The sequence below is a fragment of the Agrobacterium sp. K11 genome, assembly GCF_059429395.1.
Genome location: NZ_JCAHRB010000012.1, coordinates 14546 through 35962 on the forward strand (window position 1 = coordinate 14546; position 21417 = coordinate 35962).

A 21417-nucleotide genomic window follows, 5' to 3' on the forward strand; every position below is an offset into this window, starting at 1 on the left:
CGAGGATGATGCCAAGTAACCGGCAAACTTCATCACAAAAAAAGCCCCGCTTTTGCGGGGCTTTTTATTGTCTTGATGGATCAGAACGTCAGGGCGCGGTCGCCGTTTTCGTCCTTGATACGGCTTGGAAGACCGATCTTGTTCAGAAGGTTCAGGAAAGGCTGCGGTGGCAGTTCTTCCACATTGGCCATCTGCTTCACATCCCACTCGCCGGTAGCAATCAGCATGGCGGCAGCGACCGGAGGAACGCCGGCGGTGTAGGAAATGCCCTGCGATCCAACTTCCTCGTAGGCTTCCTTGTGGTCGGCCACGTTGTAGATGAAGACTTCGCGTTCCTTGCCATCCTTGATGCCCTTGACGACATCGCCGATGCAGGTCTTGCCGACATAGTCGGGTGCAAGCGAAGACGGATCCGGCAATACGGCCTTGACCACCTTCAACGGCACGACTTCCAGACCTTCGGCAGTCTTGACCGGCTTTTCGGAGAGAAGACCGAGGTTCTTCAGCACGGTGAAAACGTTGATGTAGTGATCGCCGAAGCCCATCCAGAAGCGCACATCGGCGCCATCCATGTTTTTGGATAGCGAATGCACTTCATCATGGCCCGTCATATAGGCCTTCTGCTTGCCGACAACCGGCAGATCGAATTCCTGGCCGACCTCGAACATCTGGTTCGTCTGCCACTGGCCATTCTGCCAGGAATAGACGACACCGGTGAATTCGCGGAAGTTGATTTCCGGATCGAAGTTGGTGGAGAACCAGCGGCCATGGCTGCCGGCATTGATATCGACGATATCGACCGAAGTGACCTTGTCGAAATATTCATCCTTGGCAAGGCGGGCATAGGCATTGACCACGCCGGGATCGAAACCGACGCCGAGCAGTGCCGTTACACCCTTTTCCTTGCATTCGGCAGCGCGCTTCCACTCGTAGTTTCCGTACCACGGCGGCGCCTCGCAAATCTTGGTGGGATCCTCGTGGATCGCCGTATCCATATAAGCAACACCCGTGTCCATGCAGGCACGAAGAACGGACATGTTGACGAAAGCCGAACCGACGTTGATGACGATCTCTACGCCGGTTTTCGTAATCAAGGCTTTCGTCGCCTCGATATCCATCGCGTCAAGCGCATGGGCCTCAAGTTTCACATCTGTCTTGAGGCTCTTCTTTTCGCGTACGGACTCGACAATCTTGCGGCACTTTTCCAAAGTCCGTGACGCAATATGAATGTCTCCCAATACATCGCTGTTCTGGGCGCATTTATGCGCCACGACCTGTGCTACGCCACCGGCGCCGATGATCAGAACGTTCTTCTTCATTTCAGGTGATGCCTCCTTTTCCCCGCAGGGATCAGCTTCGTTTCATGTTAAAACAGGGTTTAAGACAGGCTTTGCTCGAAATCGGCAAAGTCGAATTCGCGAACGGCACGCACGCTGCCGTCGAGTTCCTTGATGGCAATCGCCGGCATCTTCACGCCATTGAACCAGTTCTTCTTGACCATGGTGTAGCCGGCCGCATCTTCAAAGGAGATACGATCACCGACCTTCAGCTCCTTGTCGAACCGGAAGTCGCCGAAAATATCGCCCGCAAGGCAGGATTTGCCGCAGACCATGTAGGGATGTTCGCCCTCGTTCGGCAAAACCTTGGCGGTTTCGCGATAGATCAGGAGGTCGAGCATATGCGCTTCGATGGAGCTGTCGACGATGGCGAGGTTCTTGCCATTGAACAGCGTGTCGAGAACCGTCACTTCAAGCGTCGTGCTCTTGGTGATCGACGCTTCGCCGGGCTCAAGATAGACCTGAACGCCGTATTTTTCCGAAAAAGCCGCCAGGCGATCGCAGAACTGGTCGAGCGGATAGTTGTCGCCGGTAAAATGGATGCCGCCGCCGAGGCTGACCCATTCCGCACGCGACAGGAGCGATCCGAATTTTTCTTCGATCTGCGTCAACATGCGGTCGAACAACGAAAAATCGCCGTTTTCGCAATTGTTGTGGATCATGAATCCGGAAATCCGGTCCATGACCTTGTCGACCTTGGCGACATCCCATTCGCCGAGACGGCTGAAGGGACGTGCGGGATCGGCAAGATCGAAGCTCGAAGAGCTGACCTGCGGATTGAGGCGCAGACCCCGGGTGATACCGGAGGCCTTTTCTGCAAAGCGCTCAAGCTGGCTGATGGAATTGAAGATGATCTTGTCCGCGTTCGAAATCACCTCGTCGATTTCGTAGTCGGCATAAGCGACGGAATAGGCGTGGGTTTCGCCACTGAATTTCTCGCGGCCCAGACGCACTTCATAAAGCGACGACGAGGTGGTGCCGTCCATATATTGCGACATGAAATCGAAAACCGACCATGTTGCAAAGCACTTCAGCGCCAGAAGCGCCTTGGCGCCGGATTTTTCCCGCACATAGGCAATCTTCTCCATGTTGCGAAGAAGTTTTGTCTTGTCGATGAGGTAATAGGGCGTCTGAAGCATGGCTTTTCACATATTGATTGAAGTCAAGGTCCGTCTGGATGATGGGCCTTATATGATGCTTGTTACAGGAAAACAAATGTCCGGCACCGAATTCCCGGAAAATTGCCCCCGCCGCAAAATCCGCGGGAGAAAACTCGCCAAGCCGCGGAACCAAGCGGGCATCGGCGCGTTTGAATGGCGGACAATCGGGTTTACGGCTGCCGCAACGAAAGTTCGTAAGCGTCGGCATTGATCCGCGGCGGCAGTCTTTTTGACCTGACGCCATTTCCATCAACGATGTTCCAGGAAGGACTTCACCCATGGCAAGCGTGCGTAGCAGCGTCAACGACAAGATCCAGCAATCCCTCGAAAACGGCGATGCAGCCGATGTGGCAGCACAGCTTGCCCAACTTCGCGAAGATCTGGCAAATCTTGCCAAGAGCGTTAAGGCGCTGGGCGTTGGAGCCTCGCATGAACTGAAGGCGCAGGCCGCCCGCGTGGCCGACGACGCACTGACCGCTTCCGGCGAGATGGCCGACAGCGTTCGCAACGAAATTTCCTCGCTGAACGACAATCTGACGGATCAGGTCCAGAAGAACCCGCTGCAGTCCCTCGGCATCGCCGTTGGTGTCGGTTTCGTGCTCGCTCTCCTCACACGTCGATAAGGCCGCATCATGCTTGAGGCATTGCTGGTCTATCTGGGAGACACCCAGCGTGAAGGACGCGTCGTGACGCGGCGCCTGCGCGCCACGATGATCCTTTGGGTGCTGACCGGGATATTCTTCCTGATCGCCTTCGTAGCTGCTGTCGTGGCGGGGTCCATCTATCTTGCCCGGCATGTCGGCGCAGGGCCGGCCGCGCTTGTCGTAGCCGGTACGGCGTTTCTGCTTGGTGTCATCATGTTGGTGGCGCTTGCGATCGTCAAACGTCCGAGAGCCTATGCCGCAAGACGACCCGTCGCATCCTTGACGGCGGCTCCCTTGACCGCAGCACCTCTGGCGCTGCAATCGCTGCTGACTCTGGCGATCCAGGCGCGCCCCTACGCGACGCTCGCCGTTGCCATGGCCGCCGGCTTTCTGGCAACCAGAGCCAACACCAGGAAAAAGAAATAGGCACGCCTTCGGGCGCGTTTAAGGCTCTTCGTCAAACTCTCATTTGCTGCTGCGCATCCAGACCATGGATGCGCAGTTTTTTTTATGTTACCCGCGATGGATGGACTGGTTGATGGTGCTCAGTGCCACGCCGCCCTTATTTGAACAAAGTGAAATACAGTCTCCCGCACGTCCCGTTTTTTTCTGAAAGGCGATTGATGAAGAAGAAAGTCCTTGTCGTCGGCGGTGCCGGCTATATCGGTTCGCATACCTGCCTTCTCCTGTCTGAGCGGGGATATGAACCGGTCGTTTTCGACAATCTGTCCAATGGACATGAGGAATTCGTCCGCTGGGGACCCTTCGAGCAGGGCGATATTCGCGACCGCGCGCGGCTGGACGAGGTTTTCGCCAAGCACCAGCCGGAGGCCGTACTCCACTTTGCGGCGCTGATTGAAGTCGGCGAATCGGTAAAGCAACCCGTGGCCTTCTACGACAACAACGTCATCGGTTCGCTCAACCTGCTGTCTGCCGCCATCGATGCCGGGGTCACGGCATTTGTTTTCTCCTCCACCTGCGCCACCTACGGTTTGCCGGAACAGGTGCCGATTGACGAGACGCACCGTCAGGCGCCGATCAACCCCTACGGCCGCACCAAATGGGTAGTCGAGCAGGCGCTGAAGGATTACAGCACCTATAAGGGGCTGCGCTCAGTGATGCTGCGCTATTTCAACGCCGCAGGTGCAGATTTCGAAGGCCGCATCGGCGAATGGCACAAGCCGGAAACCCACGCAATCCCGCTCGCCATCGAGGCGGCACTCGGTCGGCGTCAAGGCTTCAAGGTGTTCGGCACGGATTATGACACCCGCGACGGCACCTGCGTGCGTGACTACATCCATATTCTCGATCTTGCCGACGCCCATGTGCGGGCAGTGGACTATCTGCTGGCGGGCGGTGAAACGGTTGAACTCAACCTTGGCACCGGCACCGGCACGACTGTGAAGGAGTTGCTGGCGGCGATTTCGGACGTATCCGGCCGCCCCTTCCCGGTAGAATATACCGACCGCCGCGATGGCGATTCCACCACCCTTGTCGCCAATAACGACAAGGCAAAGGCGGTGTTGGGCTGGGAGCCGCGTTATTCCCTGTCTGATATCATCAAATCCGCCTGGGCCTGGCATTCCTCGCGCAATGCCGGGGACTGAGCGAACGCAATTTAAAACAAAAAGACACCGGCCAATGGCCGGTGTCTCTCGCGGGACGCCTGTTGAGGTCGATCCCGCTCCTGCCTCCCAGGTAAGGGGATCAGGGCTTGGTGGCGGACGTGGTGGTGCTGTCCGGAGCTGCCGCGCTCTTTTCGCTGGCCTGCTGTTCCAGCGTCTTGAATTCCGGAGCAGCCTTCAGCGTTTCCGCCGTTTCGGTCGTCGTCAGGCGAATGGTGCCGTCCTGCGTGTTGCGGGTCATCGTTACCTTGTCCATAGGCACCGCGACATCCTTGGCACCAATACCGAGGAAACCTCCGACACCAATCACGGCTGCGACGAGACCGCCGTCTTTTTCCATGATGAGGTTGGTGACGTTACCGATGCTCTCGTCGGCTGCGGTATAAACCGACTTGCCGATGTAATCATTGGCGCTGATCTGGGTTTCACCCTGCTGGGTGATGTAAGCACCGCCTGTCGTCGCGGCCGCGCTATCATTGGCCAGAGGAGCCGCCGGCGCCATCGGGGTGGCGGGAGGCGTTGCCGGTTCAGTCTGAGCACTCGGATTTGCCGGTGCTGGCTGGGTTGTACCCTGGGCGATGGCAAGCGGCGCGAAAGCCGTCGTGCCCATCAGGGCGGCGGTGACGAGTATCGTAAGTTTCTTTGCCATTTTCGTACCTTCCTTTCATCGTTTTCGACTGGCCGGGCGGTGACGAATTTCGCTTTCCACTCCATGACCGGTTCGCTTTGCAAACGGGCTGACCATTGAAATGGTTCCGATTTTTTCAGTCGCATAGACGCGATTGCGACATTTTGCGGCTCCCCAACGAAAAATCAGGCATTGCTAAAGGAGGATGGCGCGGTATTATCCGTGACGTAACAATGCCGTAACTGCCGGAGTTTTTGCATGCCTCAACCCGGCAAAAAACTGAAAAACACGTTCTCGGCTTTACGTCGACGCAGTGCGAATTTTTTTCCGACGGCCTCCATCGGCACCTATTTGGTGGTGATGGCAACCGTCATCACCCTGCCGCTTATCCTTTTCGGCGGCTACTTGATGCTGCGCCTTGAAAGCGAAAAGCGCGACGACCTGCAACGGGAGACGATCGAGGATGTCAGGGTCGTCAGCCGCAACATCGATCGGCGCCTGCAGGAAATCGCCACCTCCCTCAATCTGCTGTCGCAATTCCCGGAACTCGAGAATGGCAATCTCGCCGCTTTTCAGGGACGTGTTGCCGAAAGCCTGAAACGGGAGGGCCTGTACGCCATTCTGGCTACCAAGGAAGGCGAACAGTATCTCAATACCCGGGTGTCATTTGGCCAGCCTCTCAGCAAGGTGCCGGCCGAGGCCAATCTGGCCAAGGCAATCGAATCCCGTCGCATCACCGTTTCGGACATGTTTTTCGGCGCGACGAGCAAGGAGTGGGTGTTCAACGTTACCTTGCCGCTCGACCCCAATCTGGGGTCCGCCGGAGATGCCCTGATCCTGACGCAGAATACAAGTGACCTGAGCCGGCTCATTCCCACGGAAAACCTGCCGCGCAACTGGGCGGTCGCCATTATCGACGGTAACAATCGTGTTGTCGTTTCCAGTGCGCAGAATGGGGTGGAAGTGGGCAAGCCATTTGCCAGCCCTGCCATTCTTTCAGAAATGCAGGCCTTCAGCGGTAATTTCTTCGACGACAAGGGTAACCTCTATGCCTATGCCCAATTGCCGGGCTGGCAATGGCGAACCGTGATGTGGGGGCCACTTGCCGCAAGTCAGGCAGCATTGGTCGACACGTGGCGGCAAATGATGATCGGCAGCACGATGCTGGTGCTCATCGCCATCGGCGGCGCCTATCTGGTCGGCCGGCAATTGCGCAGTTCCATTCGCGATCTCACGCTCATGGCTGAACGCATCGGTGAAGGCGAGATCGTGGCGCCCGTCGATACCAAGATCAAGGAGGCCAACCAGGTCGCAGTCGCGCTCTCCAATGCTTCCTTCGACAGAAGCCAGTCGGAAGAACGGCTGCAACTTCTGCTGCACGAACTGGTTCACCGCTCCAAGAATATTCTGACGCTGGTTCAGGCGATGATCCGGCAATTGGGGCGGGAAAACAAAAGCATCCCGGAATTCCAGAAAGAGGTGGACCACCGCCTGCGCGGTCTCGGAATGTCGATCCGGGCATTGGCGGAGGTTCAATGGCAGGGCTTGCCGATCCGTAAGCTGATCGAGACCCACCTCGACGTTTTCGGCACCGTTTCGGAACGCTTCGAGCTGTCTGGGGACGATTTCATGCTTTCTCCGGAAGCGGCGCAAAATTTCGGGCTCGTGGTGCATGAGCTGACGACGAACTCCATCAAATATGGCGCCCTGTCGGTTGCGCTCGGAAAAATCACGGTGAGCTGGAAGCCGCTCGAAAAAGATGGACGTCAGATGATTTATATCGTCTGGACCGAAACGGGCGGGCCGCCGGCGAAGGAACCAAGCCGTAAGGGCTTTGGTACCACGGTCATCAAAAGGCATGCGGAAGGCGCATTCGGCGGACAGGTGGTGACGGAGTATCGCGAAACCGGGTTCGAATGGTCGCTTGAAGCGCCGATGCGCAATTTTATACCCAAGCGACCCGATCAGGCAGGCCCGATTTGAAAAATGGCGTGCTGGATCCCCGTACCTGCAGACGAAAAGCAGCTAATTTCGCCCTCCACAAAAAAAATATGTTTTAGTGGAACCGAATTAGGGCGGATGCATTTTTACTGCAGGCCAAGCAATTCCCCCGTCCCCGCCTGACGCTTGGCTGACAATAAACAGGTTTCACCCCTGAAAACCTGTCATAGAAAAAAAGCACGGCTCTTTCATGGGCCGTGCTTTTTTTTGCGTTCTCGCAAAAACGGCCGAAGTGCTGCCTATGAGGCAGGTCTCCAGCCGAGGGCCATTATTTCGAAATTTCAAATGTCGGTGACGTCCCCGGAAGGAAATTTAAGCCGGTAGACGATCCGCTCCGGCGTGAGGTGATATTCGGCACTCCCGCCCAATGCGGATGGAACGACCTTTTCCAGCACGACGCTGCCAAAACTGCCGCGCCTCGCCTGCGCCGGCTCTTTCGATGGCATGATCGGCTCTATCCACTCAACGATACAAAAATCGCCTTCCTGTCGGCATTGCAGCGAGATTGGCGGATGATAGGCGAGATTGCCGCTATGGCTGACCGTATTGACGACCAGCTCATGGAAAGCCAGACCGATATAAAGCGCGCCATTCGGATTGAGCAGCAGGTTTTCACCTTCCATGTGAATGAGATTAGGATATTCCGGCACATAGAGATCGAATTGCTGGCGAAGAAGCTCGAATATGCGAGCACCTCTCCAGTCGGAATCCGTGATGAGATCCTGACTTTGGGCAAGAGCGTGTAACCGGCCCCGAAACTTGCGCAGAAAATCATCCTTGGTGAGGCTGAAACGGGCCGTCTGGCCCGCAAGGCTCTGGATGATCGCTAGGAGGTTCTTGGAACGGTGGCTGACCTCGCGCAGCAGCGAGCGCAAAAGCTGCTCGCGCCGCCGTTCCGCCGTCACCTCGCGAATGGTGGTTTTCATCACCGCCTGCTTCGCCTGGTTGAAGGTGGAATGGATCTGGAACTGGAAAACCCGGTCATTGCCAGCATTAACTTCCAGCATGCCCCGACTGCCCACCACATTCATATCTTTTTTTAGTTCGGCAAGCCGCTCTGAAAGATCGGTGCCAAACACATTTTCATCCGTGGGATGGCTATCGGTCGGCAGACGCCACACATCCGGCAGATTGGCCACGAATATATACTCGCGGTTCCAGTCTTGTAACATGACTGTCTCGCCCGAATCGAGCAAAGCGAGGACGAGCGAATCGTGTAGCTCGCTCTCGTTCCTCTCCGCGTTATGCCATGCCAGCCGATGCAAATTCATCTCCCTGCAAAAAGCCGTGAGATCACCTCACGACCGTAACCGCGAACGTCCGGGTACCGTAGTTGTTCCCGGACAGTCTACGGTTTCGGCAAATTTCACGCCGCGACGCGAGAGCTTTCGTTGAAAAACAGGGCCTGGCTGATAAGCGCTTTCACCATGTCCGGGTTGAACGGCTTCGTAACGAGGAATGTCGGCTCGGGCCGCTCACCCGTCAAAAGACGCTCAGGGAAGGCTGTAATGAAGATCACCGGCAGAGACGTCATCTGAAGGATCTCCTTCATGGCATCAAGCCCGGAGCTGCCGTCTGCAAGCTGGATGTCGGCAAGGATCATCTTCGGCTGCGTGCGGTTGAAGAGATCGATCGCCTCCGCATGCGTGCGGGCAATACCCGTAACGCGATGGCCGAGATCGGTGACCATCTGCTCGATATCCATGGCGATCAGAGGTTCGTCCTCAATAATCATGATATCGGTGGCAACCTGGCGGGCGATTTCAGAGGCCGCCTCATCGATCAGCTGGCCGATCTGGGCTTCAGTTACCCTCAGAACCTCTGCTGCTTCCGAAGCTGTGAACTCTTCGACCGTGGTCAGAAGGAAAGCCTGGCGGGCGAGCGCTGGTACCGCAGAGAGGTTGGCGGAAGCACGCTTTTCCCAACCTGACAGGTTTTCATCGGCCTTTATATTGATCGTGACGGAACTAAAAATCGATACGAACAATTGATAAAGCGAAACCCGATCGTTGCTTGTCGGCGGGAAGATGCTGATATCGGCGATCAGAGCTTCAAGTGTTGCTGCAACATAGGCATCGCCAGTGGATTGAGAGCCGCAAACGGCACGCGCGAACCTGCGCAGATATGGCAGGTGCGGTGCGATGCGTGTAGAAACTGACATGGAATTCTCCCCTTTCATGCGGTCTGCAACGCAAACCCACGATAGCAACGTGCGCATCATAAAAAAAGTTCCGGATCGCCGGAACTATTTTTTTCATCGCGCATTCTTGCCACGACACAAAAGGAATACCGGACGTTATGAACATATTTCAATCGGACCAAGATTCTCCGGACAATCCGGCCAACCCTCAGGTCCCGCACTCTGGACGTGCGGTGATTTCCCGCAAGCTCAGGGAACTCTACGATGCTGTTCAGGAAGAAGGCATCCCTGACAAATTCCTCGATCTTCTCGAGAAACTCGATGAAGCCGAAAACAGAGCCAAAGACAAGGCTTCGGGGGAATGATGGCGAAAGAGCCGGAGCAGACAGAATACAATTTCAAACGGGAAATGCTGGCGGCACTGCCAAACCTGCGCGCATTCGCGATCTCACTCATCCGTTCGAGGGATCGCGCTGACGACCTCGTGCAGGATACGATCATGAAGGCCTGGGCGAAACAGGAGAGTTTCCAGCCCGGAACCAACATGCGCGCATGGCTGGTGACGATCCTGCGTAACGAATTCTACAGCCAGATTCGCAAGTCCGGCCGCGAAGTACAGGATACCGACGGGGTTTACACCTCGCGCCTGTCGGTGCCGCCAGAGCAGCATGGTTCGGTCGATCTTCAGGATTTTCGTACGGCACTTGCAAAGTTGCCCGACGATCAGCGCGAAGCGATCTTGCTGATCGGCGCCTCGGGCTTTGCGTACGAAGAAGCAGCCGAGATTTGCGGTTGCCCGGTTGGCACGATCAAGAGCCGTGTCAGCCGCGCGCGATTGCGCCTGCAGGAGCTTCTCGGCATCGAAAACGAAAACGAGTTCGGTCCTGACGCGCAGATGAGCGCCGTTACCGCCGCAGCCACCGCGCGCTGAGCTGGCAGAATTCGCAAAGCATTAGACGGGTAGGCTCGTGCCTGCCCGTTTTTCTTCGCCGCTTTGTCAGATACCGGTCTCCTTGACCGACTGCATCACGACGAATGTCGAAGTGTTGGAAACCGATGGAAGGCTGGAGATTTTTTCGCCGAGCACCCTTCGGTATTTGCGGATATCGCTGGTGCGCACCTTCAGTAGATAATCGAAGGCGCCGGCGATCATGTGGCATTCCTCCACCTCCTTGATCTTGCGCACCGCCGTGTTGAATTCCTCAAGTGCCTTTTCGCGTGTGTCGGAAAGCTTGACCTCGGCGAAGGCGATATGGTCGACGCCTAGTTTCTGCGGATTGAGCACCGCACGGAAGCCCAGAATATAACCTTCATCCACCAACCGCTTGAGCCGCGTCTGGCACGGCGTCTTGGAGAGGCCGACCCTTTTCGACAGTTGCAGCACCGACATGCGCCCGTCTTCGCTGAGGGCCTCGAGAATCTTGAGATCGAAGTGGTCCAGATCGTCTGTTTTATGACTATTAGCCATGTGATTTCACGCCAATTTTGAATAATAAAAGTTCATATGGCCTGTTCTATCCTCAAAATAGGACCATAGCAATTTTTACGGCAATGATATTGTACACAGCAGAATGACAAGCGGCGAGCGGAGGACACGCTGCCGCTGACAGTCTGTCTTCAACAGCTTTTTCAGGATTTTCAGAATGGCCGATGGTGCAAGCAAAGCCGATGTAAACCCGCAGCAGACGGTGAACGGTATTTTCCAGAATTTTGCACCGCCCGTGCGCGAGCAGAGCCCGTTGCGCAAAGCAATTACCGCCGCTTACCGCCGCCCAGAGGAAGAGTGCCTGGCGCCTCTGATCGATGCTGCGACCGTCACGCCCGAGCAGGCCGCAGCCATTCGCACCACGGCAACCAAGCTGATCGAGGCGTTGCGCGCCAAGACGAAAGGCACCGGCGTCGAGGGGCTGGTGCAGGAATATTCGCTCTCCAGCCATGAGGGCGTGGCCCTGATGTGCCTTGCCGAAGCACTGCTGCGCATTCCCGACACCGCCACCCGCGATGCGCTGATCCGCGACAAGATCGCCCGCGGCGACTGGAAGTCCCACATTGGCGGCGGGCGCTCGCTGTTCGTCAACGCCGCAACCTGGGGTCTCGTCATCACCGGCAAGCTGACCTCGACGGTCAATGACAGCGGCCTTTCGGCGGCTCTGACCAAGCTGATCGCCCGGGCTGGCGAACCCGTCATTCGCCGCGGCGTCGATATGGCGATGCGCATGATGGGCGAGCAATTCGTGACCGGCGAAACGATTGGGGAAGCGATCAAGCGCTCGAAACCGCTGGAGGAACAGGGTTTCCAATATTCCTACGACATGCTCGGCGAAGCGGCGACCACCGCCAAGGATGCGGAGCGTTATTACAAGGACTACGAAAACGCCATCCACGCCATCGGCAAGGCCTCCGCCGGGCGTGGCATCTATGGTGGCCCCGGAATTTCCATCAAGCTTTCGGCCCTGCATCCGCGTTATGCCCGTGCGCAGGCAGAGCGGGTAATAGCGGAGCTTCTGCCGCGTGTGAAATCCCTGATGCTGCTCAGCAAGAAATACGATATCGGCCTCAACATTGACGCCGAGGAAGCTGACCGGCTGGAACTGTCGCTCGATCTTCTGGAGGAACTGGCGCTCGACAAGGATCTTGCCGGTTGGAACGGCCTAGGCTTCGTTGTGCAGGCCTATGGCCGCCGCTGCCCCTTTGTTCTCGACTACATCATCGATCTCGCCCGACGTGCCGGTCGCCGCATCATGGTGCGTCTTGTCAAGGGCGCCTACTGGGATGCGGAGATCAAGCGCGCACAGGTGGACGGGCTGGAAGACTTCCCGGTCTTCACCCGCAAAGTGCACACGGATGTCTCCTATATCGCCTGCGCCCGCAAGCTGCTTGCCGCGCGTGACGTCGTGTTCCCGCAATTTGCGACCCACAACGCCCAGTCCATGGCTACCATCTACCATCTCGCCGGTCCGGACTTCAAACTCGGTGATTATGAGTTCCAGTGCCTGCACGGCATGGGCGAACCGCTTTACAGCGAAGTCGTCGGCAAGAAGAAGCTCGATCGTCCCTGCCGCTTTTATGCGCCTGTCGGCACCCACGAGACGCTGCTTGCCTATCTCGTCCGCCGTCTGCTGGAAAACGGCGCGAACTCCTCCTTCGTCAACCGCATAGCGGATCCCGCCGTACCGGTGGCTTCCCTGCTGGAAGATCCGGTCACCGTGGTCAAGGCCTACCCCGTTCCCGGCGCACGGCACGACCGCATTGCTGCACCCGCTGGTCTCTTCGGCCCCGAACGGGCAAATTCCGCCGGCCTCGATCTTTCGAATGAAACGGCACTTGCCGCGCTGGACAACGTCCTTAAGGCAGGTGCGACGACGGAATGGAAAGCCGCAGCACCGCATGCAGGCGGAAAGACACGCCCGGTCCTCAATCCCGGCGACCACAATGATGTCGTCGGTTATGTAACCGAACCGACAGAGGCCGATGTCGAGGCGGCAATGCAACGGGCCGCAGCCTCCCACTGGTCTTCCACGCCGGTCGAGGAGCGCGCCGCCTGCCTGGAGCGCGCTGCCGACCGGATGCAGGCCGAGATGCCGGCCCTGCTTGGCCTCATCATGCGCGAGGCCGGAAAATCCATGCCGAACGCCATTGCCGAGGTGCGCGAGGCGATTGACTTCCTGCGCTATTACGCAGCGGAAGCCCGGAAGACCTTCAAGGCCGACGAGACACCGCTCGGCCCGGTCGTCTGCATCAGCCCGTGGAACTTCCCGCTTGCCATCTTCATCGGTCAGGTAACGGCAGCACTGGTTGCCGGTAATTCGGTACTGGCAAAGCCCGCCGAAGAAACCCCGTTGATCGCCGCGCAGGGTGTGCGCCTGCTGCATGAGGCAGGCGTTCCGCAGGACGCCGTGCAGCTTCTGCCAGGTGACGGCAAGACCGGTGCGGCACTTGTCGGCTCAGCGCTCACGGCGGGTGTGATGTTCACCGGATCCACGGAAGTGGCGCGCCTCATCCAGGGTCAACTCGCAGGCCGGGTTCTCGCAAACGGCCAGCCCGTTCCCCTGATTGCCGAGACCGGCGGCCAGAACGCCATGATCGTCGATTCCTCAGCGCTTGCCGAGCAGGTCGTCGCCGACGTCATCGCCTCTGCCTTCGACAGTGCCGGCCAGCGTTGCTCGGCGCTTCGCATTCTCTGCCTGCAGGAAGATGTGGCCGACCGCACCCTGACGATGCTGAAAGGCGCGCTGCACGAATTGCGCATCGGGCGCACCGATAGCCTTTCCGTCGATGTCGGCCCCGTGATCACCGCTGAAGCTAAAGGCATCATCGAAAAACACGTCGACCACATGCGCGCACTCGGCCACCGGATCGAGCAGATTTCGCTTGCCGGCGAGACCGGCAAGGGCACGTTCGTGCCACCGACAATCATCGAGATGAAATCGCTCGCCGATCTGAAGAAAGAGGTCTTCGGGCCGGTGCTGCACGTCATCCGGTTCAAGCGCGACAATCTCGACCGGCTGATCGACGAGATCAACGCCACCGGCTATGGCCTGACCTTCGGCCTGCATACGCGTCTTGACGATACCATCCAGCATGTCCTGTCGCGCGTCGCGGCCGGTAATCTCTATGTGAACCGCAACATCATCGGCGCCGTGGTCGGCGTCCAGCCCTTTGGCGGGCGTGGCCTCTCCGGCACCGGCCCCAAGGCGGGCGGTCCGCTCTATCTCGGCCGCGTCACACAAACCGCGCCGAAGATCGACCGCGTTGCCAGCCAGCAGGACCAGGCGGCTGTCGATCTCGCCCGCTGGCTGGATGAAAACGGCCAGAGCGTTGCAGCCGAAGCCGCAAGACAGGCCGCAGCCCTCTCCGGCCTCGGTTTCGAAACCGAACTGGCAGGCCCAGTCGGCGAACGCAACGTCTATGCGCTGCATCCGCGCGGCAAGGTGCTGCTTATTCCGGCCACCGAGCAAGGGCTCTATCGCCAGCTTGCGGCAGCGCTTGCCACCGGCAACTCGGTCGTTATCGATAATGCGTCGGGGCTGGAAAAGTCGATCTACGGATTGCCGGCAACCGTCACCTCGCGCATCACATGGGCTGACAGCTGGGAAAAATCCGCACCGTTCGCCGGCGCGCTGATCGAGGGCGATGCGGAACGTGTCGTTGCGATCAACAAGAAAATCGCCGCCCTGCCCGGTCCTCTGGTTCTGGTTCAGGCCGCCACGACGGAAGCGCTTGACCGTGAAACCCAGCCCTACAATCTCGACTGGCTGGTGGAAGAAGTCTCCGTCAGCGTCAACACAACGGCTGCCGGCGGCAATGCCAGCCTGATGAGCATTGGCTGATTATCTGGTTCCGGCAGGGTCTCGACCCTGCCGGTCCATCACATCACCCACCGATTTCACCACGACCGAAAAGCTGGTTCAGAACCTGCTCTTCAAGCCGCGCGAATTCCGGGGTGCCGTGTCGGCGCGGACGCGGCAGTTTCACATCGAGATCAAGCGCGATGCGCCCCTCATCAATCACGACGATGCGGTCTGCAAGTGCGACAGCTTCCGAAACATCGTGCGTAACGAGAACGGCGGTGAATTTCTGCTTGCGCCAGATGCGCTCCAGCAGAAGCTGCATTTCGATGCGGGTGAGTGCATCGAGCGCCCCGAGGGGTTCATCCAGCGCCAGAATTTGCGGATGCGCCACCAGCGCGCGTGCCAGCGCCACGCGCTGCTTCTGGCCTCCAGACAGGACATAGGGCCACTCGCCCGCCCGGTCCTTTAACCCAACCTCTTCGAGAATGGCACGAGCCTGCTCGTTGGCCGCCTCACCTTTGGCGATGCCGGTCAGGCCCACGGATACATTGTTTGCGATCCGCTCCCATGGCAGAAGGCGCGGCTCCTGAAACATCATGCGAGTGCGGCTCGATGCGTCTTTCGAAACGGTGCCGCTTGTGGGCGCATCAAGACCGGCCAAGATACGCAGAAGCGTGCTCTTGCCGCATCCACTCTTGCCGATAATAGCCAGAAACTCGCCTTCCCGCACATCGAGATCGATGCCGCGCAGAACCGGTTTATCGCCAAAGGTCTTGGTCACATTGCGGAAGCTGAAAGCGACCTTGCTGTCGTTCTGCTTGCCGCGCTGCTCAACCTTGGTCTCTGCCCCGGAAGGGGAGGATGATGGGGCATCGGGGCGTCTCAACGTCGTAACATTGCTGGTCGACATGGGTTACCTCAGACTTTCTTGAAGGCTGGATGCCACTGCAGGAAGATGCTTTCGAGGAAGCGGGCGAAACTGTCCGCCAGCTTGCCAAGAAGCGCGTAAATAAGGATCGACAGCACGACGACATCGATCAGCAGGAACTCGCGCGCCTGCATGGCCATGTAGCCGAGGCCGGAAGAGGAGGAAATTGTTTCCGCCACGATAAGCGTCAGCCACATGATGCCGAGCGCATAACGCAGGCCGGTGAAAATGGACGGCAGCGCGCCGGGCAGGATCACTCGCCGGAACAGGGTGAAGGGCGACATGCCATAGGTACGCCCCATCTCCACCAGTTGCGGATCGACCCCCTGAATGCCGAGCAGCGTGTTGATGTAGATGGGGAAAAACACTCCGAGTGCCACGAGGAAAAGCTTTGCCTCCTCGTCGATGCCGAACCAGAGGATGACGAGCGGAATGAGCGCCAGATGCGGGATGTTGCGGATCATCTGCAGCGTCGTGTCGGTAAAGCTGCGGGAAAACCGCGACAGTCCGTTGGCCAGCCCGAAGATGAAGCCAATCGCGCCGCCAACGGCGAAACCGGCCAGAGCGCGAGCGGAGCTGACACCGATATTGGCGATGAGTTCCCCTGAAAGCAAAAGCCGCCAGAAGGCTTCCGCGACGGCAGAGGGAGCCGGCAGGACGTTTGCCGAAATGAGACCGACGCGGGCAGCAAGCTCCCAGCCGGCAAGAATGATGGCAGGAAGCAACCAGCCCGTGATGCTTCCAGCCTCGATACGCCTTCTGATGCTCATCGCGAAACCCTCCGTATCCGGGATCAGTTGGTGGCGCCTGACCAGACGGCATCCTTGATGCTGATCTGCTTAGGGATCAGGCCCAGGCGATAAAAGCGGTCGGCAGTTTCCTGCTGGCTGGCAATGATCTTGTCATCGATTTTCGAAATACCGAATTCTGAACGGTTCGCAGCCAGCGTCTGCGCTTCCAGCGGTACACCTGTCACCTCATGCAGGGCTGCCGCAACCTTGTCGCGGTTGGCGGCGGACCATTTGGCCGCCTCGCCCAGGGCATCAAGCGTGATATTGATGGTGTCGGCATGGGATTTGGCATAGTCGCGGTTGGCGAGGAAATAGGTGCTCACGTTGAGAACCTCGCTGGTGCGGGCCAGAGTGACGGGCTTATAGCGGGTCTCGGCAATTGCATAGAACGGATCCCAGACGGCCCAGGCGTCGATCTTGTCGCTGGCAAAGGCTGCCGCCGCGTCAGCAGGGCTGAGATAGACCACGTCGATATCGCTAAATTTCAGGCCGTTCTTCTCAATTGCCGCCACCAGCAGATTGTGGGCGCTTGTGCCCTTGCCGACGCCGACCTTCTTGCCCTTCAGATCGGCAACCGACTTTATACCGCTCTCGGGCTTGGTGAAGATCGCCTCACCCTTACCGTTTGAGGGAAGAGCCGCAACGTAAACGATGGCCGAACCGGCCGCCTGACCGAAGATTGGCGGCGCATCGCCCGTCCAGCCGACATTGATGGAGCCAACATTCAAGGCCTCCACCAGCGGCGGGCCTGCGGTGAATTCGACCCACGAAACCTTGACGCCCTTGGCCTCAAGCGCCTTTTCGATAACGCCCTGTTGCCTCGCGATCACCGGCAGGCCGGTTTTCTGATAACCGATCTTCAGCTCTTCCGCCGCCTGCGCCTGCAAGGGCAGCACGGATAATGCAGCGGCAACAAGAAAACTGGCGGAGAGGGCACGACGGGTAATGGCTGGCATTTTAGCTCCTTGTCGCCGACCCCTGGGGCCGGTTTGCGATATGGAGCAATGCTAGGGTTTTCGATGAAAACGATAGAGAGAGGATAATTCAATATCAGCGATATTGCGGGAATAAAATTCCGCAGAGACGCCTCTTTCCCGCAAATCATCGCAGGAGGCATTAACAAGCCTGCTTAACAGACGAATGCCGGTGCGGACTGGCCGCACCGGCATGATGGATCAATATCGCTATCGAACGCGCAAACTTGCGAAGCGATTTACTCGATATCGAAGGAAACGCCCTGCGCCAAAGGCAGCGCCTTGGAGTAGTTGATGGTGTTGGTGGCGCGGCGCATATAGGCCTTCCATGCATCCGAACCGGATTCGCGGCCACCGCCGGTTTCCTTTTCACCACCGAATGCGCCGCCGATTTCCGCGCCCGAGGTTCCGATATTGACGTTGGCGATGCCGCAATCCGAGCCTTCCGAGGACAGGAAACGTTCTGATTCCTGAATGTCACGGGTGAAGATCGACGACGACAGACCAGCGGCAACGGCGTTATGCGCGTCAATCGCCTGATCGAGATCGCTGTACTTCATCACATAAAGGATCGGCGCGAACGTCTCTTCCAACACCGGCCCCGCCTGTTCAGGCATTTCGACAAGTGCCGGCTTTACATAATAGGCATCCGGCGCACCCGTATCCACTCGCCCGCCGCCATTCACCACGCCGTCATGCGCCTTGGCCGCTTCGAGCGCCTTCTGCATGCCGTCGAAAGCCGCCTTGTCCACCAGCGGTCCGACAAGCGCCGATGTTTCGAGCGGATTGCCGACGGAGACGGAGGCGTAGGCCTTTTTCAGACGCGGCACGAGCTGGTCGTAAACACTGTCATGCACGAAGAGACGGCGAAGCGTGGTGCAGCGCTGGCCGGCCGTGCCCATGGCGCCGAAGGCAATGGCGCGCAGCGCCATGTCGAGATCGGCAGACGGGCAGACGATGCCGGCATTGTTGCCGCCCAGTTCCAGAATGGCGCGGGCGAAGCGCTTCGCCAGACGCGGGCCGACATCGCGGCCCATGCGGGTGGAACCGGTGGCAGAAACCAGGGGAACCTTGGGGTTGTCCACCAATGCTTCACCAACGGCGCGGTCGCCGATCAGAAGCTGCGACAGCCCTTCCGGCGCATCGCCAAAACGGGCTACGGCACGTTCGAAGATGCCCTGAACCGCAAGTGCCGTCAGCGGGGTCTTTTCAGATGGCTTCCAGACCACCGAATTGCCGCAGACTAGCGCGAGCGCCGCGTTCCACGACCAGACCGCGACCGGAAAATTGAAAGCGGAGATAACGCCGACAACGCCGAGCGGATGCCAGGTTTCCATCATACGGTGGCCGGGGCGTTCGGTGGCGATGGTGAGGCCGTAAAGCTGGCGGGACAAACCGACCGCGAAATCGCAGATATCGATCATCTCCTGCACTTCGCCGAGACCTTCGGACGGGACCTTGCCCGCTTCCAGCGAGACGAGCCGACCGAGATCTGCCTTGAAGAAGCGCAGTTCTTCGCCCAGAAGCCGGATCAGTTCGCCACGGCGCGGAGCAGGCACGTTGCGCCAAACCTTGAAGGCGGCATCGGCCTTATCGACCACGGCTGCGACACCCTCGACCGAAATGGTCTTGAGGCTTGCGATCTGTTCACCCGTTACCGGGCTGAACGACGCCATATCGCCGCCGGTATAAAGATCGCGGGCGACGCCCATTCTGTCGAGCAGGGCCGCGGCTTCCTGTTTCACGTCAAGCTTCGTGGTCGCATCCATGTCAAATTATCCTTTTTGGCTCAAAGGGGAGGAAAGGCCGTTTTTGATACGGCGCTTTCAACTCCCGTCGCTGTTCTTTCCCCGAGTTTATCATTTTGTGAAACGGGGCCTCCGTCGAAGCCGGCAAAACACCGTTCCATTCTTTCCCGTAATCATATATGGCCATAACGACCCTTTTCCAATGAGGAAAGCGGGTAAGTTGATGCGAGAATGGTATGGATCCGCGCAGAAGACTGGTCCCTGATATCGTAACCCTGCAAGCATTCGAGTGTGCCGCAAGGCATGGGAATTTTACCCGTGCGGCGGAAGAACTCAACCTCACGCAAAGTGCGGTCAGCCGGCAGATCGGCGAACTCGAGGCGCAGACCGGAATGCAGCTTTTCGAACGCATCCGCCGGCGCGTCGTCCTGTCGGAAGCGGGTCGCAAATTCCTGCCAGACGTGCGGCGCCTGTTGCAGCAATCCGAACAGCTGATGGTGCGCGCGGTCTCGGCCGGAACATCTCATGCATCGCTCTCCGTCGCCACCCTGCCAACCTTCGGCAGCCGCTGGCTGATGCCGCGTCTGCACCGCTTCATCGACGCCAACCCGGAAATGACCATCACCATAGGCTCGCGCTCGCACCCTTTCGATTTCGATGAGGAAGGTTTCGACCTCGCCATACATTACGGCCAGCCGGTCTGGGCGCACGGCACCTGCACCTTTTTATGCAACGAAGTGATCGTGCCGGTCGCCAGCCCCGCTCTGCTTCAGCGCGCGGGAATGAGAGAGCCGGAGGATTTTAACCGCCAACCGTTGCTGCACGTGACCACACGGCCGAAACTATGGACTGAGTGGCTGGAGATGAACGGGGTAACGGCGGAGAATGCCTATAGAGGCAGCCGTTTCGACCAGTTTTCGATGATCATTGAAGCAGCCATAAGCGGCATCGGCTTTGCCCTTCTGCCGAAATATCTGATCGAGGCGGAACTCGTCTCCGGCCGTCTCGAAATCGTCTTCGACATTCCACTGCAAACCGACAAGAGCTATTACGTCGCCCTGCCGGAAGGGCGGCAGGACAATGTCCTCGCCCGCGCCTTCCAGGCATGGCTTCTCGATCAGGTCGGCAAGCCGGCCTAGATATTCACACAGTGCCGCCGATGGAAACCTCGTCAAGCCCCGGCAGATCGGGGCCGACCGGCACGATCCGGGTCGGATTGAGCGCCTTGATCGAATAATAACCGCGCTTGATGTGGTCGATATTGACCGTGTCACGCACGCCCGGAATGTTCAGCACCCGCATCATATAGGCCTGCAGGGCCCGATAGTCTGCAATGCGGCGAAGGTTGCACTTGAAGAGGCCGTAATAGGCGGCATCGAAACGCACCAGCGTCACGAAAAGCCTGACATCCGTTTCCGTCAGGCGATCGCCGAAGAGGAAGGGACCGCCTGATGCCAGGCGAGTTTCAAGTTCCTGAAGTGTCGCGAAGACGTCGGCAAAGGCTTCCTCATAGGCAAGCTGAGTGGTGGCAAAACCGGTTCTGTAGACACCGTTGTTGAGGCGGGGATAGATATGGTCGTTGAGCGCATCAATCGCGTCCCGCAGATCTTCCGGATAAAGATCGATTTCATTATCGGCAAGATCGCCGAAACCGGAATTCAGCATGCGGAGAATGTCGGCGGATTCGTTGTTGACGATGGTTTTCGTCTTCTTGTCCCACAACACCGGAACGGTGGCACGGCCGGTATAATGCGGATCGGCGCTGGTATAGGCTTCGTGCATATAAGCGAAGCCGTTCAGCCCGTCGCGATCCGAACCTGGATAATCGCCGAATTTCCAACCCTCTTCGGAGAGCGCCGGCTCCACAATTGAGACCGAAATGACATCCTCGAGCTTCTTGAGCTTGCGGCCGATCAGGGTGCGTGAGGCCCATGGACAAATCAGCGCGACATAGAGATGATAGCGCCCGGCCTCGGCCTTGAAACCGCCCTCTCCCGTCGGGCCTGCTGAACCATCAGGCGTTACCCAGTTGCGGAAGCCGGATGTCTGGCGAACGAAACCACCCTTCTTGTCGGTCGCCTGCACCGGGTGCCATTCGGCGGTCCACTTTCCATCCACGAGCATTTTGGGCTCTCCATTCATCTATCGAT

Annotated in this window: 20 protein-coding genes; 9 read left to right on the forward strand and 11 right to left on the reverse strand. The window is 58.3% G+C overall.

Annotated features, from left to right (window positions below; translation table 11 throughout):
• Window positions 1-80 precede the first annotated feature (80 nt).
• Together AC5SEO_RS21490 and nspC are read right to left on the reverse strand one after the other, a co-directional pair.
• Complete coding sequence (locus AC5SEO_RS21490) at window positions 81-1319, reverse strand: saccharopine dehydrogenase family protein (RefSeq protein WP_013762136.1); 1239 nt, start codon at window positions 1317-1319, stop codon at window positions 81-83.
• Between the two features lie 59 nt (window positions 1320-1378).
• A complete protein-coding gene (nspC, locus tag AC5SEO_RS21495; protein WP_013762135.1) occupies window positions 1379-2476 on the reverse strand; it encodes a carboxynorspermidine decarboxylase in 1098 nt (365 codons plus the stop codon).
• Between nspC and AC5SEO_RS21500 the strand changes: the two genes are divergently transcribed.
• From AC5SEO_RS21500 to galE, 4 genes are all read left to right on the forward strand, one after another.
• Window positions 2475-2708, forward strand: coding sequence for a hypothetical protein (locus AC5SEO_RS21500; protein WP_004432079.1), 234 nt, complete (start codon window positions 2475-2477; stop codon window positions 2706-2708). The genes nspC and AC5SEO_RS21500 overlap by 2 nt on opposite strands.
• Before the next feature lie 67 nt (window positions 2709-2775).
• On the forward strand, window positions 2776-3120 hold the full coding sequence (locus AC5SEO_RS21505) for an ElaB/YgaM/YqjD family protein (protein WP_004432077.1): 345 nt from the start codon (window positions 2776-2778) through the stop codon (window positions 3118-3120).
• Window positions 3121-3129: 9 nt separating this feature from the next.
• The gene (locus tag AC5SEO_RS21510; RefSeq protein ID WP_174069017.1) at window positions 3130-3567 is read left to right on the forward strand and encodes a hypothetical protein; all 438 of its coding nucleotides are present in this window, start codon (window positions 3130-3132) and stop codon (window positions 3565-3567) included.
• A gap of 197 nt (window positions 3568-3764) precedes the next feature.
• Window positions 3765-4748 (forward strand): UDP-glucose 4-epimerase GalE, encoded by a 984-nt coding sequence (galE, locus tag AC5SEO_RS21515; protein WP_004432073.1) that lies wholly within the window; start codon window positions 3765-3767, stop codon window positions 4746-4748.
• A gap of 100 nt (window positions 4749-4848) precedes the next feature.
• Here the strand turns inward: galE and AC5SEO_RS21520 are convergent, their stop codons facing one another.
• Complete coding sequence (locus tag AC5SEO_RS21520; protein WP_174069016.1) at window positions 4849-5415, reverse strand: PRC-barrel domain-containing protein; 567 nt, start codon at window positions 5413-5415, stop codon at window positions 4849-4851.
• A gap of 237 nt (window positions 5416-5652) precedes the next feature.
• Here AC5SEO_RS21520 and AC5SEO_RS21525 point away from each other — a divergent pair, with 237 nt between their 5' ends.
• Complete coding sequence (locus AC5SEO_RS21525) at window positions 5653-7377, forward strand: sensor histidine kinase (RefSeq protein ID WP_174069015.1); 1725 nt, start codon at window positions 5653-5655, stop codon at window positions 7375-7377.
• Between the two features lie 299 nt (window positions 7378-7676).
• Here the strand turns inward: AC5SEO_RS21525 and AC5SEO_RS21530 are convergent, their stop codons facing one another.
• Both AC5SEO_RS21530 and AC5SEO_RS21535 read right to left on the reverse strand, forming a co-directional pair.
• Window positions 7677-8666: a sensor histidine kinase gene (locus AC5SEO_RS21530; protein ID WP_035252645.1), complete on the reverse strand. Its 990-nt coding sequence runs from the start codon at window positions 8664-8666 to the stop codon at window positions 7677-7679.
• A 95-nt stretch (window positions 8667-8761) separates the two neighbouring features.
• Complete coding sequence (locus AC5SEO_RS21535) at window positions 8762-9556, reverse strand: response regulator (protein WP_004432063.1); 795 nt, start codon at window positions 9554-9556, stop codon at window positions 8762-8764.
• A gap of 137 nt (window positions 9557-9693) precedes the next feature.
• Here AC5SEO_RS21535 and AC5SEO_RS21540 point away from each other — a divergent pair, with 137 nt between their 5' ends.
• Together AC5SEO_RS21540 and AC5SEO_RS21545 are read left to right on the forward strand one after the other, a co-directional pair.
• On the forward strand, window positions 9694-9900 hold the full coding sequence (locus AC5SEO_RS21540; protein WP_004432062.1) for a NepR family anti-sigma factor: 207 nt from the start codon (window positions 9694-9696) through the stop codon (window positions 9898-9900).
• Window positions 9900-10466: an RNA polymerase sigma factor gene (locus AC5SEO_RS21545; protein WP_004432061.1), complete on the forward strand. Its 567-nt coding sequence runs from the start codon at window positions 9900-9902 to the stop codon at window positions 10464-10466. The genes AC5SEO_RS21540 and AC5SEO_RS21545 overlap by 1 nt, the downstream gene beginning before the upstream one ends.
• A 66-nt stretch (window positions 10467-10532) precedes the next feature.
• Here AC5SEO_RS21545 and AC5SEO_RS21550 read toward each other — a convergent pair whose 3' ends face one another.
• Complete coding sequence (locus AC5SEO_RS21550; protein ID WP_004432060.1) at window positions 10533-11003, reverse strand: Lrp/AsnC ligand binding domain-containing protein; 471 nt, start codon at window positions 11001-11003, stop codon at window positions 10533-10535.
• A 175-nt stretch (window positions 11004-11178) separates the two neighbouring features.
• Here AC5SEO_RS21550 and putA point away from each other — a divergent pair, with 175 nt between their 5' ends.
• Window positions 11179-14865 carry a trifunctional transcriptional regulator/proline dehydrogenase/L-glutamate gamma-semialdehyde dehydrogenase gene (gene putA / locus AC5SEO_RS21555; RefSeq protein WP_174069014.1) on the forward strand — a complete coding sequence of 1229 codons (3687 nt, stop codon included), beginning with the start codon at window positions 11179-11181 and terminating at the stop codon, window positions 14863-14865.
• 43 nt (window positions 14866-14908) lie between these two features.
• On the opposite strand, the gene AC5SEO_RS21560 is transcribed toward putA, so the two are convergent.
• From AC5SEO_RS21560 to amaB, 4 genes are all read right to left on the reverse strand, one after another.
• Window positions 14909-15736 carry an ABC transporter ATP-binding protein gene (locus AC5SEO_RS21560; protein WP_013762128.1) on the reverse strand — a complete coding sequence of 276 codons (828 nt, stop codon included), beginning with the start codon at window positions 15734-15736 and terminating at the stop codon, window positions 14909-14911.
• 8 nt (window positions 15737-15744) lie between these two features.
• Window positions 15745-16524 carry an ABC transporter permease subunit gene (locus AC5SEO_RS21565; RefSeq protein ID WP_004432039.1) on the reverse strand — a complete coding sequence of 260 codons (780 nt, stop codon included), beginning with the start codon at window positions 16522-16524 and terminating at the stop codon, window positions 15745-15747.
• Window positions 16525-16547: 23 nt separating this feature from the next.
• Window positions 16548-17501, reverse strand: coding sequence for an aliphatic sulfonate ABC transporter substrate-binding protein (locus AC5SEO_RS21570; RefSeq protein WP_004432036.1), 954 nt, complete (start codon window positions 17499-17501; stop codon window positions 16548-16550).
• A gap of 257 nt (window positions 17502-17758) precedes the next feature.
• The gene (amaB, locus tag AC5SEO_RS21575; RefSeq protein WP_035199970.1) at window positions 17759-19288 is read right to left on the reverse strand and encodes an L-piperidine-6-carboxylate dehydrogenase; all 1530 of its coding nucleotides are present in this window, start codon (window positions 19286-19288) and stop codon (window positions 17759-17761) included.
• A 215-nt stretch (window positions 19289-19503) separates the two neighbouring features.
• On the opposite strand from amaB, the gene AC5SEO_RS21580 reads away from it, so the two are divergent.
• Window positions 19504-20406 carry a LysR family transcriptional regulator gene (locus AC5SEO_RS21580; protein ID WP_004432029.1) on the forward strand — a complete coding sequence of 301 codons (903 nt, stop codon included), beginning with the start codon at window positions 19504-19506 and terminating at the stop codon, window positions 20404-20406.
• A 4-nt stretch (window positions 20407-20410) separates the two neighbouring features.
• Here AC5SEO_RS21580 and AC5SEO_RS21585 read toward each other — a convergent pair whose 3' ends face one another.
• The gene (locus AC5SEO_RS21585) at window positions 20411-21391 is read right to left on the reverse strand and encodes a glutathione S-transferase family protein (RefSeq protein ID WP_174069013.1); all 981 of its coding nucleotides are present in this window, start codon (window positions 21389-21391) and stop codon (window positions 20411-20413) included.
• Window positions 21392-21417 lie beyond the last annotated feature (26 nt).